Genomic DNA, 15,069 nt, shown 5'->3' on the forward strand with positions numbered 1-15,069 from the left:
CCTCGCACCGCCCGCACCGAAAGGGACGCCCAACCATGTCCGCTTCCTCCAGAAGAGTCCTGGCCGCCACCGCCACCGGCGCACTCCTGCTCTGCCTCACCACCGCCTGCGGCTCGTCCGGCTCGGACACCTCCTCGTCCGGCGGTACCGTCACCCTGCGGTACGCCATCTGGGACGCGGTCCAGGAGCCGGCGCTGCAGAAGTCGATCTCCGCGTTCGAGAAGCAGCACCCGAACATCAAGGTCAAGATCGAGCTCAACGCCTGGGCGCAGTACTGGAGCAAGCTGCAGACCCAGATGGCGGGCCGCACCGCGCCCGATGTCTTCTGGGACCACGTGGCGTACTTCCCGCAGTTCGCCCAGCAGAACGTCCTCACCGACCTCACCCCGTACATCAAGGCCGACAAGCTGAACACGTCGGTCTACGACTCCAAGCTGCTGACGGGCTGGCAACAGGACGGCAAGCAGTACGGCCTGCCCAAGGACTGGGACACCATCGCCCAGATCTACAACAAGGCCATGCTTGAAAAGGCGGGGCTGACGCAGGATCAGCTCAGCGGCCTGTCCTGGAACACCACCGACGGCGGCAGTTTCGTCAAGGCGCTGCAGAAGCTGACCGTCGACGACAACGGCAAGCACCCGAACGAGCCGGGCTTCGACAGCAAGCATGTCAAGCAGTACGGGCTCGCGCTCGGGTCGGCCAACGGCCAGACGGACTGGTGGGACGCGGCGGTGCAGAACGGCTGCAAGCTCCAGGACAAGGCGTGGGGCAAGTGGACGATCAACCAGCCGTCGTGCGTGCAGGCCATCCAGTTCGTCCAGGACCTGCGGCTGAAGTACCACGTGGCGGTGCCGGCCTCCGTCACGAACCCGCCCAGTGGGGCGTCCCTGCCGCAGGTCATGGCACGGAAGCAGGCGGCCGTGGTGTGGGACGGCAGCTGGGACCTCAACGCCTACCAGAGCTCGATGAAGGGCAACTTCGGCGTCGCCGAGCTGCCCAGTGGCCCGGCGGGCAAGGGCACGGTGTACAACGGGCTCAGCAACGCCCTGTACGCGGGCAGCAAGCACCCCAAGGAGGCGTGGGAACTGGTGAAGTGGCTCGGGTCGGAGGAGTCCCAGAAGATCATCGTCTCCGAGGGGTCGGTCTGGCCGGGCATACCGACGCTCAACAAGGACTACGTGGCCGTCTGGCAGCAGCGGGGTGTGGACGTCAGCGCCTTCTCCAAGGAGGCCGAGGGCACGACCGTCGGCTATCCGCTGACCACGTCCTCGGCGACGTACAACGTCAAGGTGCAGGACGCCTTCAACCAGGTGTGGCTGGGCCAGCAGACCCCCAAGGCGGCGGCCGATTCCGTCAACGAGGAGTCCAACGCGGCGATCAAGTAGCCGCCGCCGACAGCACGTGCCTCGACCGACGATCCACCAGGAGTCCACGGACATGCAGGACCACACCCCGGCCCGCCGCGACGAGGAGCCGTCCCAGGACGGCGCCGACCGGCAGCGGTCCGTCAGCATCTTCGACGTCGCCAAGGCGGCCGGGGTGTCCCACCAGACCGTCTCCCGCGTGATCAACCGCCGCCCGAGGGTTGCCAAGGCCACCCGGGAACGGGTGCTGGAGGTCATCGACGAGCTGGGCTACAAGCCCAACCGGCTCGCCCGGGCACTGGCCGGGGGAGTGGTGCGCTCGGTGACGGTGCTCACCTCGGACACCACCCTGTACGGTGCCGCCCTTGCACTGCGGGGCATAGAGGAGGCGGCCCGGACAGCCGGCTTCGCCGTATCGGTCAGTGTCCTGGACGAAGCCTCCCCGCTGACGCCCGACGACATCGCCGGCCGGCTCGCCCGCCCCGGGGAACCCGTCCTGGTGATCGCCTTCAACGCAGCCGGCGAAGGGGCCTGGCAGGCGCTGCCCGCCGACTTCCCCGCGGCCGCCGTGGTGGAGCGGCCGCGGGAGGACGGGCGGACCGGCAGACCCGAAGCCTGGCTCGACGACCGGGCGGCGGCGGCCCAGGCCACCCGCTACCTGCTCGGCCTCGGCCACCGGACCGTCCACTACATGACGATCCCGTCCACCACGACCCGCGTCGGTCAGCGCGCCGAGGGCTGGCGGGACGCGCTCACCGGCGCCGGCCGTTCCGTCCCCGGGGCGCTGGAAGGCGGCTGGAGCCCGCGATCCGGGTATCTGGCCGCCCGTAGCGTGGTCGCCGATCCGCAGGTCACGGCAGTACTGTGCGGCAACGACGACCTCGCCCTCGGTGTGCTCCGGGCGGCCCGCGAGGCGGGCCGAGACGTGCCAGGCGACCTCAGCGTCATGGGCTTCGACGACGCGCCGTACGCCGCGTACACCCACCCCACCCTGACCACGGTACGGCTGGACTTCGAAGGGCTGGGGCGCGGCGCCTTCGGGATGCTGCACCGGCTGCTCGACCCGGACAACACCCCGGCACCACCGCTGTGGGCCGAACCCGACCTGATCGTTCGCGAGAGCACCGGCCCGGCGCCGCACCGCCCCGCCTGACCGTTTCCGCCGGACCATCGTCACTCATACCACTGCATACCGCTCCATCTGCGGGGGATGTGAGCGATAACATCCCGTTCCCCGATCCGTCCTCCCGCAGTGCCGCGGGAGGAGAAAGCCAGGTCCCCATGTCCCTCGACACCCGCACGCCGGGCGCTGTGCCGCCCAGGCACACCAGAGCGAAGCTCACCAGAGCGCTCCTCGCCGTCACGGCCCTGGTCGGCACGGCGCTCGCCTTCCCGCAGACCGCCCAGGCCGCCTCTCAGTCCTTCACCGTCGACCTCGGCACCACCACCGGCACCGTCCTGCACGGCTCGAACGGCGCGCTCTACGGGCAGAGCGACGACGGCGTCCCCAGCGACAATCTGCTGGCACCCCTGAAGCTGACCACCGGATCGCAGAAGCCCCCGAACGGCGCCCAGCACCCCAACGGCGACATCCTGGCCGTGGCCCCGTCGTTCTTCCGCAACGGCGGCGGCACGATGTACACCAACATCCAGGACGAGTACTCCGCCTGGCCCTACCAGAACCTCGGCATCGCCGACTACCTCACCAAGGTCGACGCCGCGGTCAACGCCATCAAGGCCACGTCGTACGCGGACAAGGTCGTCTTCGTCCCCTTCAACGAACCCGACGGCAACTGGTACACCGGCCTCAAGAGCAGCGACGCCACCACCTACCAGAACGCCCTGACCAAGTTCGAGTCCGACTGGAGCACCGTCTACGACCGGATCCGGACCGATCTCCCCGGCGCGAAGATAGGCGGGCCGAACACCGTCAGCTTCAGCAGTAAGTTCTTCGGCGACTTCCTGACCTACGCGAAGGCCCACAACCAGCTGCCGGACGTGTTCACCTGGCACGAGCTGAGCCCCGGCTCCCTCTCCGGCTTCCGCGGCAACTACTCTGCCTACCGGTCCCTGGAGAGCGCCCGCGGCATCAGCCCGATCACCGTCAACATCGACGAGTACGCCAACCGGCGCGACCTGTCGGTGCCCGGGCAGATGGTCCAGTGGGCCACGATGTTCGAGGACACCAAGGTCTACGGCCAGCAGCCCTACTGGGACGCGGCCGGCAACATGGACGGCAACACGGCCCTCACCAACAGCCCGAACGGCGCGTGGTGGTTCTGGCACTCGTACGCCGGAATGACCGGGCAGACGGTCAAGGCGACGCCACCGCAGGTCGACGTCCAGGACACCCTCCAGGGCATGGCCTCCCTCGACACCAGCCGCAAGCAGGCCCAGGTGCTCCTCGGCGGGTCGGCCACCGACACCAACGTGGTGATCAACAACATTCCCTCCGCCACCTTCGGCAGCAAGGTCGAGGTCACCGTCCAGGCCCTGGGCTGGAGCGGCTACGACGGCGCGTCCGCGCCGCCGCAGACCATCTCCCGCGCCGCCTTCACCCCCTCCGGCGGCTCCGTCACCGTCCCGCTGACCGGCCTGAACGCCATGTCGGCCTACCGCATCACGGTCACCCCGAACGGCGGCGGCACCGCCGCCACGCCCACCCTGCCGTGGAGCGCCTCGTACGAGGCCGAGAACGCCGCCGTCACGAGCGGAGCGATCAGCACCGAGGGCAGCAACGGCGCGGCCCAGAAGTACGCCACCTCGGGCACCAAGGACGTCACCGGCCTGAACCAGGCGACCAGCCAGGTGGCCTTCTCGGTGAACGTCCCGTCGTCCGGCACGTACAACCTGCGGGTCTTCTACGGCAACCAGTCCGGCACCCCGGCGCAGCAGGCGCTGCGGATCGACGGCGCCGGCCCGAAGTGGGTGACCTACCCGTCCACCCTGAACAACGAGTACCACTCCACGGTCACCGTGCCGGTGACGCTGAGCGCGGGCAGCCACACGATCTCGCTGGCCAAGTCCGACGCCACCCTGGGCACCGGCGCCGGTGAAGCCACCCTGGACAAGATCGACCTGGCGGCCGCCCAGAGCAACCCGGAGACCGCCTACGAGGCCACGTTCGCCGACACCACCGGCAGCCCGTCGTACTCGTACAGCGACATCGGCGAGACGGGCACCGGCGCCGTCGTCCTGGGCTCCGGGGACAAGACCACCTTCGACGCCTACGCGCCCACCGACGGCTACTACACCGTCAAGACCGACTACGCCTCATCCGGCGGGACCGCCGCCCTCTCCCTGAACGGCGCCACCGTGGCCACCCTGGCCAACACCAGCGGGGCCTCGGCCACCGCGAGCAACCGCCTGTACCTGATCGCCGGCATCAACCGGATCGCGGTCAGCCCGAACACGGGCGCCACGGTCACCCTGCGGGACCTCAAGGTGGGCGGCTCCGGTGACACCACCGGCGTCACCAAGTACGAGGCCGAGACCGGCATCCTCGCCGGCGCGGCCAAGGTCCAGTCGAACGTGTGGGCCTCCGGCGGCAAGGACGTCGGCTATGTCGGCAACGGCAGCGGCAACACGCTGACCTTCGCAAACGTCAGCGCCCCCGCCGCCGGCCGGTACGCCGTCGTGATCCACTACGCGAACAACGACCGGTCCGGCACCGGCAACTACAACACCAACCTCGAGTCCCGCACCGCGCAGCTGACCGTGAACGGAGGCACCCCGGCCACGCTGACCCTCCGCAACACCTACAGCTGGAGCGACTTCTGGGCACTGGGGACCACCGCCACCCTCAACTCCGGAACGAACTCCCTGAAGATCTCCAACTCCACCGCCTACGCACCCGACATCGACTACATCGAGGTCGCCCCGGTGAACGGCTGACCGTTCCACCCCCCAGGGGCCGCCGCCGAGCCCGGCGGCGGCCCCGTACCCCTGAGTGCCGCCGTACTCCCGCCGCTCGACCGCCTCCGCCCGAAAGGCCGCCATGCCGAACATCGCCCACGACCCCGAGCACCGGCTGTGGGTCCTGTCCGGACCCGGCTCCAGCTACGTGCTGCACCTCGACGACGCCGACCGACTGCGCGGCCTGCACTGGGGGCCCCGCCTTACGCTCGAACAGGCCGCCTCCCTGCTCCGTTACCCGGAGCCCGGCCGCCGGTCGTTCGAGGACCCCGCGGACGGCACCCTCGACCTCGACACGGCCGGAGCCATGCGTTACGCCCACGCGGGCGTCCAGGTCCGCTTCCCCGACGGTGTGCGCGACCTCGAACCGGACCCAGTCGGTCAGGAGGTGATCGAACACCAGGACGGCACGGAACTGGTGCTGCGGTTCTCCGACCGGTACTACCCACTCGCCCTCGAGACCCACTACCGCCTGCGGACCGGCACCGACGTCATCGAACGCCACCTCGTCCTGCACCACACCGGCAGCGAGACCGACGGCGCCATCACGGTCGTGCGCGCCGACTCCGCCACCTGGGTACTGCCAAGGCTGCGCGAGTACCGCCTGAGCCAGGTGCGCGGGCAGTGGAACGCCGAGACCCAACTGAACCGGACCCCGCTGCCCTACGGCGAGACCGTCCTCACCAGCCGCCGCGGCACCACCGGACACCAGAGCAACCCGTGGGCCATGATCGACGACGGCGCAGCCGACGAGGTCCACGGCGCCGTCTGGTCGTGCGCCCTCGCCTGGAGCGGCAGCTGGCGGCTGACCGCCCAGCGGCTGCCCACCGAACGGGTCACCCTGTCCGCGGGCTTCGGCCACGACCCGGTCACCTGGGAGCTGCCGCCGGGCGGGGAGCTGGCCACCCCGGTCTGCGCGGGGGCGTACACCGAAGGCGGCTTCGGAGCCGCGTCCCGTCTGTGGCACCGGCACGTCCTGGACCATGTGCTGCCGCACCCGGAGGAGCTGCAGCCGGTGCTCTACAACTCCTGGGAGGCGACCGAGTTCGACATCGACGTCACCGGTCAGATCGCGCTGGCCGAGAAGGCCGCGGCGCTCGGTGTCGAGCTGTTCGTGATGGACGACGGCTGGTTCGGCGCCCGCACCCATGACGCCGCCGGTCTCGGCGACTGGACCCCCAACCCGAGCCGCTTCCCCGACGGCCTCACCCCGCTGATCGACCGGGTGCACGACCTGGGCATGCAGTTCGGCCTGTGGGTGGAGCCCGAGATGGTCAACCCCGACAGCGACCTGTATCGCGCTCACCCCGACTGGGTGCTCCACCACCCGCACCGCCGCCGCACCGAGCACCGCAACCAACTGGTCCTCAACCTCGCCCGCCCCGATGTGGCCGCCTGGCTGCACGACAGGCTCGACGAGCTGCTGTCGAAGAACGCCGTCGACTTCCTCAAATGGGATATGAACCGCCCCTTCACGGAGGCCGGTTGGCCCGACGCCGACGGCGACCCCGACCGGCTGTGGATCGACCACGTACACCACCTCTACGCCCTGCTCGACCGGCTGCGCGCCGACCACCCGAACCTGCGCATAGAAACGTGCAGCAGCGGCGGCGGCCGCCTCGACCTCGGCATCCTCGCCCGCACCGACCAGGTGTGGACCTCCGACAACACCGACGCGCTCGACCGCATCGGGATCCAACACGGCTTCTCCCAGCTCTACCCGGCCCGGGTCATGGGCGCCTGGGTCACCGACAGCCCCAACCCCTACACCGGGCGCAGCGTGCCCCTCGACTTCCGCTTCCACGTCGCCATGAACGGTGTCATGGGCATCGGCGGCGACCTGAACCGGTGGAGCGAGACCGAACTGGCCCGCGCCAGCGAACTCGTCGCCGCGTACAAGCGCGTACGTCACCTCGTCCAGCTCGGCGAGCAGCACCGGCTGCGGCCCCCCGGGGGCGGGGAGCTCAGCGCGCTGCAGTACCTCGCCCCAGACGGCCGGGAAGCCGCAGTGATCGCCCTGCGACGGTCACGGCACTACGGAGACCACGACCCGGCCCTGCCCCTGCGTGCACTCGACCCCGCCGCCCGCTACCGCGACACGGCCACTGACATCGTGCACCATGGCGCCATCCTGCTCAGCCACGGACTGCCCCTGGACCTCGCCGCGGACGACTATGCCTCCGCACTCGTCCACCTCGTCCGCGAGTCGGCCTGACGACGGCGCGCCACCTCGACGGTGTCAGCGATCGAGCTATGCCCGGCACGCGCGCGTGGCCTGGCCGGGCAGAAAAGGCGCGCGGCGGGCGGGGGCTCGTCAACAACGCCGTCAAGACCGCGGCGGCGAGCCGGTCCGATGCGGCGGGGTTGGGGAAGACCTGGAATGGACTCCGGCTACGACGTCACCCGCCTCGCCTACGTCCTGGCGGACCTGCCCGTCGAGCTGGTCGGGCGGCTGCGTTCGGACCGGGTTATGCTCCGCGACGCCGGCCCCCGGCGTTCCACCCCTCGCGGCGGGCAGCCCCGCAAGCACGGCGGCGTCCTCACCTTCTCCAAGCAAGAGTCCTGGCACACTCCCGACCAGGCCACCGCCTGCGACACCACCCGTTACGGCAAGGCCGAAGCCCTCGCCTGGGACCGGATGCACCCCCGCCTGACCGCCCGTGGCCCGTGGCTCGACCACTGCGGTGAACTCCCGCTGATCCACGGCACGTTGATCCGGCTGAAGGTCACGCACCTGCCCGGCGACCGCGATCCGAAGCCGGTCTGGCTGTGGTCCTCGCGAACCGGCTTGGCCAACGCCGACGTCGACCTGCGCTGGCAGGCGTTCCTCCGCAGATTCGATCTTGAACACACCTTCCGGCTGTTCAAGCAAACCCTCGGCTGGACCGTCCCCAAGGTCCGCGACCCCGCGACCCCGCGACCGCCGACCTGTGGACCTGGCTCATCATCGTCGCCCACACCCAACTCCGCCTCGCCCGCCCCCTCGCCGAGGACCTCCGCCGCCCCTGGGAACGACCTGCCGAGCCCCGCCGGCTCACCCCCGCACGGGTCCGCCGGGAGTTCCGCCACCTCCGCGCGAAGACCACCCGTCCCACAGGTGTGCCCAAACCCTCCAGGCCCGGCCCCGGACGTCCATCAGGCTCACAAAACCGCAGGCCAGCCCCACGTCATGAGCCCGGGAAGACCGTGAAACGAGCCGAGACCCTCACCGAACATGTCCGCTTGAAGCAGCAGCGAGGTTAAAGATCAAGCTGAGCGTCCATTCTGATCATGGCGTTCACACCCTGCTCGCCCAGCCACTCCAGGATCAGGAGTGTCACGTCCTCGACGCCGCGTTCCTCATCGATCTTCGGCCAACGGCCTCGGCTCCCAGTCATCACTCCGCCTCTATCGAGGACTTGAAGGCGGCCGAGGGGCCCCAACCGGCAAGTTCAGAGAAGGAATCCACGGCCGGTACGTCCGCCGCTTGCCCGCCTTCCACGCCGCCTTCGCCGCGTTCACCGACCGCCTCGTCGAACGCGCGCTGCCCCGGTAGCCCATCTTCACGAGCTTCTCGTGGACCACATCGGCGCGGATCGTCGCCTTCGACTGCTCGACCCACTCCTCGACCTTCTCCAGGAACGCGTCGATCATCTTCGGCCGCGGCTCTCGCTCATAGGGATTTCGCCCGCCGGCGCGGGCCTCGACATACCTCTTGACCGTCTTCGGGTCGTGCCCCGCCAAGGCCGCCGCCGACCAGACCGTCCCGGTCAGGTCGTACGCCTCAAGGATTTCCATAATCTCCGTGTCAGACTTCGTCACAGGACCTCTCCGGCCAGTTCGCTGTTGCTCGCAAACACCAGCAAACGGTCGGAGGGGTCTCCTCCAGTTAAGGAAGTGATCAGGAACACCACTGGTCAGACGGCCATCCACCTGGAATTCCGGTGGCCATCAGCCTGGACTCAGCTGGCCGCACACCTGGACTTTGCCACGGCCGCCGTCACGTCTGCCCGGCGGCCACGATCCACTTCCAGTCTGGCTGTGGTCGTCGGCGACCGGCCTGTCGAATGAGGACGTCGATCTGCGCTCGCAGGCGTGTTCTTGCGCAGGTTCGATCTGGAGCGCACCTGCCGGATGATCAAGTAGACGCTGGGCTGGTCCCGCCCGAAGTTCGCAGGCCCGAGGCGACGGACCGGGGGACCTGGCTGATCGTCGCCGCCCAGACCCAACGCCGCCTGGCCCGGCCCCTGGTCGCCGAACTTCGCCGTCCGTGGGAGAAGCCGGCGGACCCGGGCCGGCTCACCCTCGCCCGGGTCCGCCGGGGGTTCAGGAACCTCCGCCCGAACCTGCCGTGTCCGGCCCGTGCGCCAAAACCCAACCGGCCCGGCCCCGGCAGGCCGCTCGGCTCGCAAAACCGCCGCCCCGCCATCCGCTACGACGTCGGCAAGACCACCAGAAGCCCCGAAAACACCACCGAGCGCAACCAGCTCAGACGCTGAACACGGGTTCAGAAGGGAACGACCAGCCCGGCTCCTCGCAACCCAAGCAACGCCCTGCCCATGCACTCGGCGACCGAGGCCCCATCAGCCCTCATCCCACCATCCAGGGGTCCACCAGAGGCTGCGAAGGTCCACGCCGGCCGACCGTCACGCATCCGCTCCGCGTCGACCCGGATCATGGCATCTACACCCTGCTCGCCGAGCCATTCCAGGATGAGCATCGTCGCGTCCTCGACGCCGCTGTCCAGATCCACCTTGGGCCGTCGCCCCATTCCCTTGGCCATGGCTACAACCCTACTCAGGGGCCGGATTGCCTTGTCGCACGCTTTCAGGCGGCCCAGACCATGAAGAACAAGCTCAGAACCTGTTTATGACGTGCTCGTGCGCAATCATCGGTCGGTAGCCAGTCCACCGCCGAGGCGGCCAGGGCACCAAGTCGGCTTTTGGAGGAGTCCTTGAGCAACAGGTCGACAGACGATACGTCCGCCACCCTCACTGTCAGGTCGCTGGACAAGGACACGTGGCCCGCATTCGCTCGACTGGTCGAGGCGAACAACGGCGTGTGGGGTGGCTGCTGGTGCATGGCCTTCCACGTCAAAGTCGAGAAGGGGCGCGCCCCCCGGCAGAACCGTGCGGAGAAGGAGCAACGCGTCCTCGAGGGTCACGCCCACGCCGCGCTCGTCTTCGGTGGCGATGGCTGCCTGGGTTGGTGCCAATTCGGCTCCCCTGCCGAGCTGCCGGAGATCAAGAGCAAGCGGAAGTACGAGAAGGAGCTGGTGACGCTGCCGGACTGGCGCATCACCTGCTTCTTCACTGGGAAGGGGTTGCGCAAGCGCGGCGTTGCCCATGCCGCGCTCGGTGGGGCGCTGGCCGAGATCGCCCGCAGCGGCGGCGGCACGGTCGAGGGCTATCCCGAGGAGACCGATGACCGTTCGGTGTCGGGCTCCTTCCTGCACACAGGCCCGATGAGTGTCTTCGAGAACCACGGGTTCACGCGCATCCGGCCGATCTCGCCACATCGCTGGGTGGTCACCCGCAGCGTCGCCCCGGTCTGAGCTTGTCCCTATTCACTCGTCTCGAACGGGCCTGTTCATGGTCTGGCTGAAGTTCACGCCATCAAGGCCGGACGGTGAACCGTCTTCGGTGGTGCCGGGTCCCGAGGCCGAGCCGGCTCCTAGGATCCGGATGACCCGCGGATCGAGATGCTGGTGTCCACGCCGGCCGACAAGCTGCTGACCAACCGCGAGCTGCTGGCGATGCCTGCCGGGTTTCGGCACCAGTCCGACGCCATCGCCGCGGCTTCCTGCTGGAGGACTGGATCCGCCAGGCCGAACGAACCGCGCCGCCATCGACCAAGAGCTCGCGGGGTTCCTGCGCCAGGACCTCGCCGCGGTGCTGGCCGGCCTGACTCTGGACCACAGACCCGGCAGGGTCGAGGGGCACGTCAACAGGCTCAAGACCCTGAAGCGGCAGATGTTCAACCGGGCCGGACTCCCACTGCTACGCAAGCGGGTCCTCCTCGCATGACGGCGTCAAGGAAGCAGCTGTTCGCTGCTTGTCAGCGGCATCGTCTACCGTTCCAGCCCATGGGCTACGACCTTCACATCACCCGCCGTGACGACTGGTGGGACGAAGAGGGACCAGAGATCACCACAGCGGAATGGGCGGCCGTGGTGGAGGCGGATCCGGCCCTCGAGATGGTTCCGCCGCCGCCGGGCTGGAACGAACCACCGCAGTGGAGTGCCGAGATGATCACGCACCCGCCCGAGAATCGAATGGGCACTGCAATGCACTGGGACTCCGGCGAGATCAGCGCCAAGAACCCCAGTGACATCTTGATCGGCAAGATGCGCCAGGTCGCAGTCGCATTGAAGGCCCGGGTACAGGGTGACGACGGCGAGTTCTACGGCGAGTGAGATCAGATCAGGATCACATGCTGTCACCACTCCACAAGAATCTTGCCCGAAGCCCGAAGCCCGAAGCCCGAAGCCCGAAGCCCGAAGCCCGAAGCCCGAACCCTGAAAGCCGCCACACCGTGCTCGGCGGTGATCCCATACCTGCTCGGTGGATTTCCCACTCATACAGCAACCGACCTGCGGACGGACACCACAAGGGAGGACACGCCGGCGGGCCCGCCTCCCTCGGAGGGTGCGGGCCTGCGCGAACTCAGGGCCGATGCCGCACGAAGTAGGCGTAAGCGAATCCCTCGCCCGTGCGCGGCGCCCGGGTCCAGGATCGGGTGGTGAAAGTGGGGAGCCTGCCTTGGGTCAGCGCGAAGCGGGGGAGGGAGAGTCCGAGTTCGGAGTGCAGGGCCTCCAACACGCGTAGTTCGCAGTCCGTTTCGGAGTCCTCCGGGCGGAACAGCCGTGCGGGATCCAGGGCCTCGGGTATCGCGCCGAAACGCTGGATCTTTGAACCCCGCACGGTGAACGCGTAGAGCTCCTCGCCCCGTTCGGCCACCGAGAGGTGGAACGCGGCCGGGTCGTCACCGGGAGACGAACGCCTCGGGTCACGCCACACCACCACCGCGCGGCCGGACAGAGAGGCGGCCGAAGCGGGGGACTGGAACAGCCTGTTCAAGTGATGGTCAGAGTGACCGTCGAAGGCGAAGGCCCACGCTTCGGAGGCGCGGCCGACAGCAACCACGGCCCGGTCCTCCCAGAGTTCCACGCCCTCCCGCTCGTGGGGCTTGGGTGCCCGCAACGACGCCATGCGCGGATCCGTGGGCGCGCTCAGTTCGGCGCCTTCCTCGCCGATCAAGGCGGGCAGGCGATCGGGGTCGGCCCCCTCGACCCAGACACAGCGGTATCCGTCGTGCGGCTGCCGGTTCGCCGCGGGCTCCGTCAGCCAGGCGAGGCCCGGCGGGTCGAGATCGGGCGCCGGCTCGGGAGCGGGCCCCGTCTCTCCGGCCCGCGGGGTGGCGAGGATCTCCCGTCCACGCTCGGGGGTGATCAGCGGACCGAGGACCGGATCGGCGAGCAGGCCGATGGGGGCGATCAGCAAGGGCCCGGGTGCCTCCCACAGCGGGAGCGCGTCCCGCAGCGCCCGCCACGCCGCGTCGGTCTCCCCCCAGCGGGCCAACTCCCGGGCCTCGGCGACGGCCCGGCCCCATGGACCGGGAGGCGCGTAGCGATGGGTGCCGTCCCGCATCGCGCTCAGTACGTCCTCGACGGTCTTCCGGGTGGCCCCGCGGGCGGTCATCATCCCGAGCCAGTGGTCGTCCCCGCCCAGCCTCCATTCGCCGCGTGCCGGCCCCATGGCCTCCACGGGCAGAATCTCGGGTGCGTAGCGCGGGTCGGCCACCAGGTTGGCGTATCCATGGGAGCTGCGCGGGGCCTGCAGATGCCGGAGCTGATTCAGTAGGACGGCGCTCTGCGGGCGTCCGAAGGACCGTGCCTCCTCCAGCAGGGGCAAGGCGTCCTCGTACTGCCCGCGCAGGGCCAGCAGGCGGGCCTCCTCCACCCGGGCGTCCTGGGCGCGCGTGGTCGCGTTCTCGAAGTCGGGTCTCTCCACCCGGTCGGCGTGGAAGCCGCGGTACATGGCCTCCATATACGCGCGAAACGACGGGTAACGGTCAGGAAATTCACCGCTCCAGCCCTTGTAGACGTAGAGAGCCCACTCGCCGTCCTGGTCGCTGTCGCCCGGGTCGAGCAGGGCGTACGACATGTCCGAGTCCGTCTCCAGCCGTAGCGCCCGTCGCCACATTCCGGCCAGCAGGACGTCCTCCTCGCGCGGGTTGTCGCCCAGGTTCTGCTCGTACAGCGGGGTCATGTCGTACGGGTCCTGGAACCAGTCGATGTCCGCGGCGCCGCCGAGCTGATAGACCCCGGCCGTCTGGTCCACGTGCCACCCGTCGCTCACGGCCAGGAACTCCCGGTACGAGGGCGGCAGCCGCCGCCCCAGCCGCTCCTCGGCCGCGGTGATCGCCTCCTCGCCCGCCCCGGACCTGCCCAGGGAGACAGCAATCTGCCCTCTGATCTTGCCCTCGTCAGCGCGCGGAACCCACTCCTCCTGCCAACGTCCCAGGAAGTCGGGCCAGTTGAAAGACTCGCTACTCATGGCCGCATGGTGTCATCCGGCACTGACAACGGTGCCGGCCCTGCTCTCGTACAGCTGCGGCCAAGTGGCGGTTGCAACCGTCTCCTTGATTCGCAGCCGGGGACGCCGTCGCGGCAATGCCGGAACTGCTGCGGCAGCGGGCCGCTCCAGCAGCGGTGACGCCCACGTTTGCGCAGGTGAGGTAGGTTGAGCGCCTTGGATCAGGAAGCGCGCGATCGGGTCCACCTGCCACCCGGCGCTGTCCTCGTTGACCCGCAGGCCGACGTGGACCAGGACCTCGTTGAGGCCATCTCGGCGCCGGGAGAACACAACGGACTGTGGCGACCACCTTTGGAAGCACTCCTCCGCGCTGGCCTACAGCGATGGCCCCGACGGCTGGTGGTTCGCCAACGAGTCCGGCCCGGCTGGCTTCAGTCGCGGTGGAACTGTCGGCTCGATGTACTGGGCGAGGACCCGTTCGGTGATCCCCACCGTCCCTCAGAAGCCCGGATCGCAGTAGCCGCCCACCCCGAAATCATCGTTCTCACCGGCCTGTTCGCCTCCCCGCGCCGGCGAGACTACAGCCACCTGCCCGCCGAAATGGCGCGGCGGCTTGGCGTTGCTCCTCAGAAGTGGGTGGCGATCCCGAAGACTCGCCGGAGTTGAGTCATGTCGTGCCGATCGCGGTCCGTGGGTTCGTATCCCTGATGGAAGTAGACCTGCTGCTCGGCGGACAGACACGGGACAGGCGATCCCTTGATGGTGCCGGTCACGAAGCATGAGGAGGGATAGACAAAGGGACGCTCCGGTTCGAGTGACGCCTGCACCGCCGAGCCGTCGTCGGCGAAGACGAGGGGATGAAGGTCGATCTCTCGGCCGTCCGGAGTCGTGACCACGAACCGGATGGGCCTCCAACTCAGGCTCTCCTCGAAGCCCGCCTCGGCGAGAGCTGCACCCACGGCGGCCTCCTGTTCTTGCCGATGCATGAAGTCCAAGTCGCGGTGACGTCGGGTCTGTTCGCCGATCAGTGCGTCAATTCCCCATCCTCCGCCGAGCCAGACATCTACCTCTACCCGTCGCAGCGAAGCCAGGACAGACAACACGTCTTCAGCCGTCATCACGTGACGCAGGTTAGAAGCGATCACCTTGGACAGCGAACGAATTCCTCCGGCTGCGGCCAGGGGGTGTTTTGAAAGTCCCGCACAGCACCCACGGCGCCCGGCACGCACCCTCGCCGCACCGGCCGAAGCCCCAAGTACGTCCAGTACGAGGGC

The 15,069-nt window shown here is 69.0% G+C and carries 11 protein-coding genes and 2 pseudogenes; 8 read left to right on the plus strand and 5 right to left on the minus strand.

The window, feature by feature from the left end; genetic code table 11:
* The first annotated feature begins 35 nt into the window (after positions 1 to 35).
* From ABZS97_RS28775 to ABZS97_RS28795, 5 genes and pseudogenes are all read left to right on the plus strand, one after another.
* The gene (locus ABZS97_RS28775; RefSeq protein WP_356142107.1) at positions 36 to 1,385 is read left to right on the plus strand and encodes a sugar ABC transporter substrate-binding protein; all 1,350 of its coding nucleotides are present in this window, start codon (positions 36 to 38) and stop codon (positions 1,383 to 1,385) included.
* A gap of 52 nt (positions 1,386 to 1,437) precedes the next feature.
* On the plus strand, positions 1,438 to 2,517 hold the full coding sequence (locus ABZS97_RS28780) for a LacI family DNA-binding transcriptional regulator (protein ID WP_356142109.1): 1,080 nt from the start codon (positions 1,438 to 1,440) through the stop codon (positions 2,515 to 2,517).
* A gap of 128 nt (positions 2,518 to 2,645) precedes the next feature.
* Positions 2,646 to 5,258 carry a CBM35 domain-containing protein gene (locus ABZS97_RS28785; protein ID WP_356142111.1) on the plus strand — a complete coding sequence of 871 codons (2,613 nt, stop codon included), beginning with the start codon at positions 2,646 to 2,648 and terminating at the stop codon, positions 5,256 to 5,258.
* Positions 5,259 to 5,361: 103 nt separating this feature from the next.
* Entirely contained in the window at positions 5,362 to 7,494 is a 2,133-nt protein-coding gene (locus ABZS97_RS28790) for an alpha-galactosidase (RefSeq protein ID WP_356142113.1), read from the plus strand.
* Positions 7,495 to 7,659: 165 nt separating this feature from the next.
* Positions 7,660 to 8,522 (plus strand): annotated as a pseudogene (locus tag ABZS97_RS28795) (transposase); the annotation flags it as partial.
* On the opposite strand, the gene ABZS97_RS28800 reads toward ABZS97_RS28795, so the two are convergent.
* Both ABZS97_RS28800 and ABZS97_RS28805 read right to left on the minus strand, forming a co-directional pair.
* Complete coding sequence (locus ABZS97_RS28800) at positions 8,519 to 8,656, minus strand: hypothetical protein (protein ID WP_356142115.1); 138 nt, start codon at positions 8,654 to 8,656, stop codon at positions 8,519 to 8,521. The pseudogene ABZS97_RS28795 and the gene ABZS97_RS28800 sit on opposite strands and share 4 nt — an antisense overlap.
* Before the next feature lie 10 nt (positions 8,657 to 8,666).
* Complete coding sequence (locus tag ABZS97_RS28805; protein WP_356142117.1) at positions 8,667 to 9,080, minus strand: hypothetical protein; 414 nt, start codon at positions 9,078 to 9,080, stop codon at positions 8,667 to 8,669.
* Positions 9,081 to 9,261: 181 nt separating this feature from the next.
* Between ABZS97_RS28805 and ABZS97_RS28810 the strand changes: the two are divergent.
* Positions 9,262 to 9,757: pseudogene (locus ABZS97_RS28810) on the plus strand (transposase); the annotation flags it as partial.
* Positions 9,758 to 9,765: 8 nt separating this feature from the next.
* On the opposite strand, the gene ABZS97_RS28815 reads toward ABZS97_RS28810, so the two are convergent.
* On the minus strand, positions 9,766 to 10,041 hold the full coding sequence (locus ABZS97_RS28815) for a hypothetical protein (protein WP_356142119.1): 276 nt from the start codon (positions 10,039 to 10,041) through the stop codon (positions 9,766 to 9,768).
* A gap of 297 nt (positions 10,042 to 10,338) precedes the next feature.
* Here ABZS97_RS28815 and ABZS97_RS28820 point away from each other — a divergent pair, with 297 nt between their 5' ends.
* Entirely contained in the window at positions 10,339 to 10,812 is a 474-nt protein-coding gene (locus tag ABZS97_RS28820) for a GNAT family N-acetyltransferase (protein ID WP_356142121.1), read from the plus strand.
* Positions 10,813 to 11,343: 531 nt separating this feature from the next.
* Positions 11,344 to 11,673 carry a hypothetical protein gene (locus tag ABZS97_RS28825; protein WP_356142124.1) on the plus strand — a complete coding sequence of 110 codons (330 nt, stop codon included), beginning with the start codon at positions 11,344 to 11,346 and terminating at the stop codon, positions 11,671 to 11,673.
* Between the two features lie 250 nt (positions 11,674 to 11,923).
* Here the strand turns inward: ABZS97_RS28825 and ABZS97_RS28830 are convergent, their stop codons facing one another.
* Positions 11,924 to 13,816 carry an SMI1/KNR4 family protein gene (locus ABZS97_RS28830; protein ID WP_356142127.1) on the minus strand — a complete coding sequence of 631 codons (1,893 nt, stop codon included), beginning with the start codon at positions 13,814 to 13,816 and terminating at the stop codon, positions 11,924 to 11,926.
* 605 nt (positions 13,817 to 14,421) lie between these two features.
* Positions 14,422 to 14,913 (minus strand): amino acid transporter, encoded by a 492-nt coding sequence (locus ABZS97_RS28835; protein ID WP_356142133.1) that lies wholly within the window; start codon positions 14,911 to 14,913, stop codon positions 14,422 to 14,424.
* Positions 14,914 to 15,069 lie beyond the last annotated feature (156 nt).

Origin of the sequence: Streptomyces sp. NPDC005485 (assembly GCF_040606085.1) — a bacterium.
Classification (GTDB): domain Bacteria; phylum Actinomycetota; class Actinomycetes; order Streptomycetales; family Streptomycetaceae; genus Streptomyces.

Coding starts and splice junctions, on each gene's coding strand:
- ABZS97_RS28815 (WP_356142119.1), bottom strand. CDS start 10,041: ATGGCCAAGGGAATGGGGCGACGGCCCAAGGTGGATCTGGACAGCGGC.
- ABZS97_RS28825 (WP_356142124.1), top strand. CDS start 11,344: ATGGGCTACGACCTTCACATCACCCGCCGTGACGACTGGTGGGACGAA.
- ABZS97_RS28800 (WP_356142115.1), bottom strand. CDS start 8,656: ATGACTGGGAGCCGAGGCCGTTGGCCGAAGATCGATGAGGAACGCGGC.
- ABZS97_RS28780 (WP_356142109.1), top strand. CDS start 1,438: ATGCAGGACCACACCCCGGCCCGCCGCGACGAGGAGCCGTCCCAGGAC.
- ABZS97_RS28835 (WP_356142133.1), bottom strand. CDS start 14,913: ATGACGGCTGAAGACGTGTTGTCTGTCCTGGCTTCGCTGCGACGGGTA.
- ABZS97_RS28775 (WP_356142107.1), top strand. CDS start 36: ATGTCCGCTTCCTCCAGAAGAGTCCTGGCCGCCACCGCCACCGGCGCA.
- ABZS97_RS28785 (WP_356142111.1), top strand. CDS start 2,646: ATGTCCCTCGACACCCGCACGCCGGGCGCTGTGCCGCCCAGGCACACC.
- ABZS97_RS28820 (WP_356142121.1), top strand. CDS start 10,339: ATGGCCTTCCACGTCAAAGTCGAGAAGGGGCGCGCCCCCCGGCAGAAC.
- ABZS97_RS28830 (WP_356142127.1), bottom strand. CDS start 13,816: ATGAGTAGCGAGTCTTTCAACTGGCCCGACTTCCTGGGACGTTGGCAG.
- ABZS97_RS28790 (WP_356142113.1), top strand. CDS start 5,362: ATGCCGAACATCGCCCACGACCCCGAGCACCGGCTGTGGGTCCTGTCC.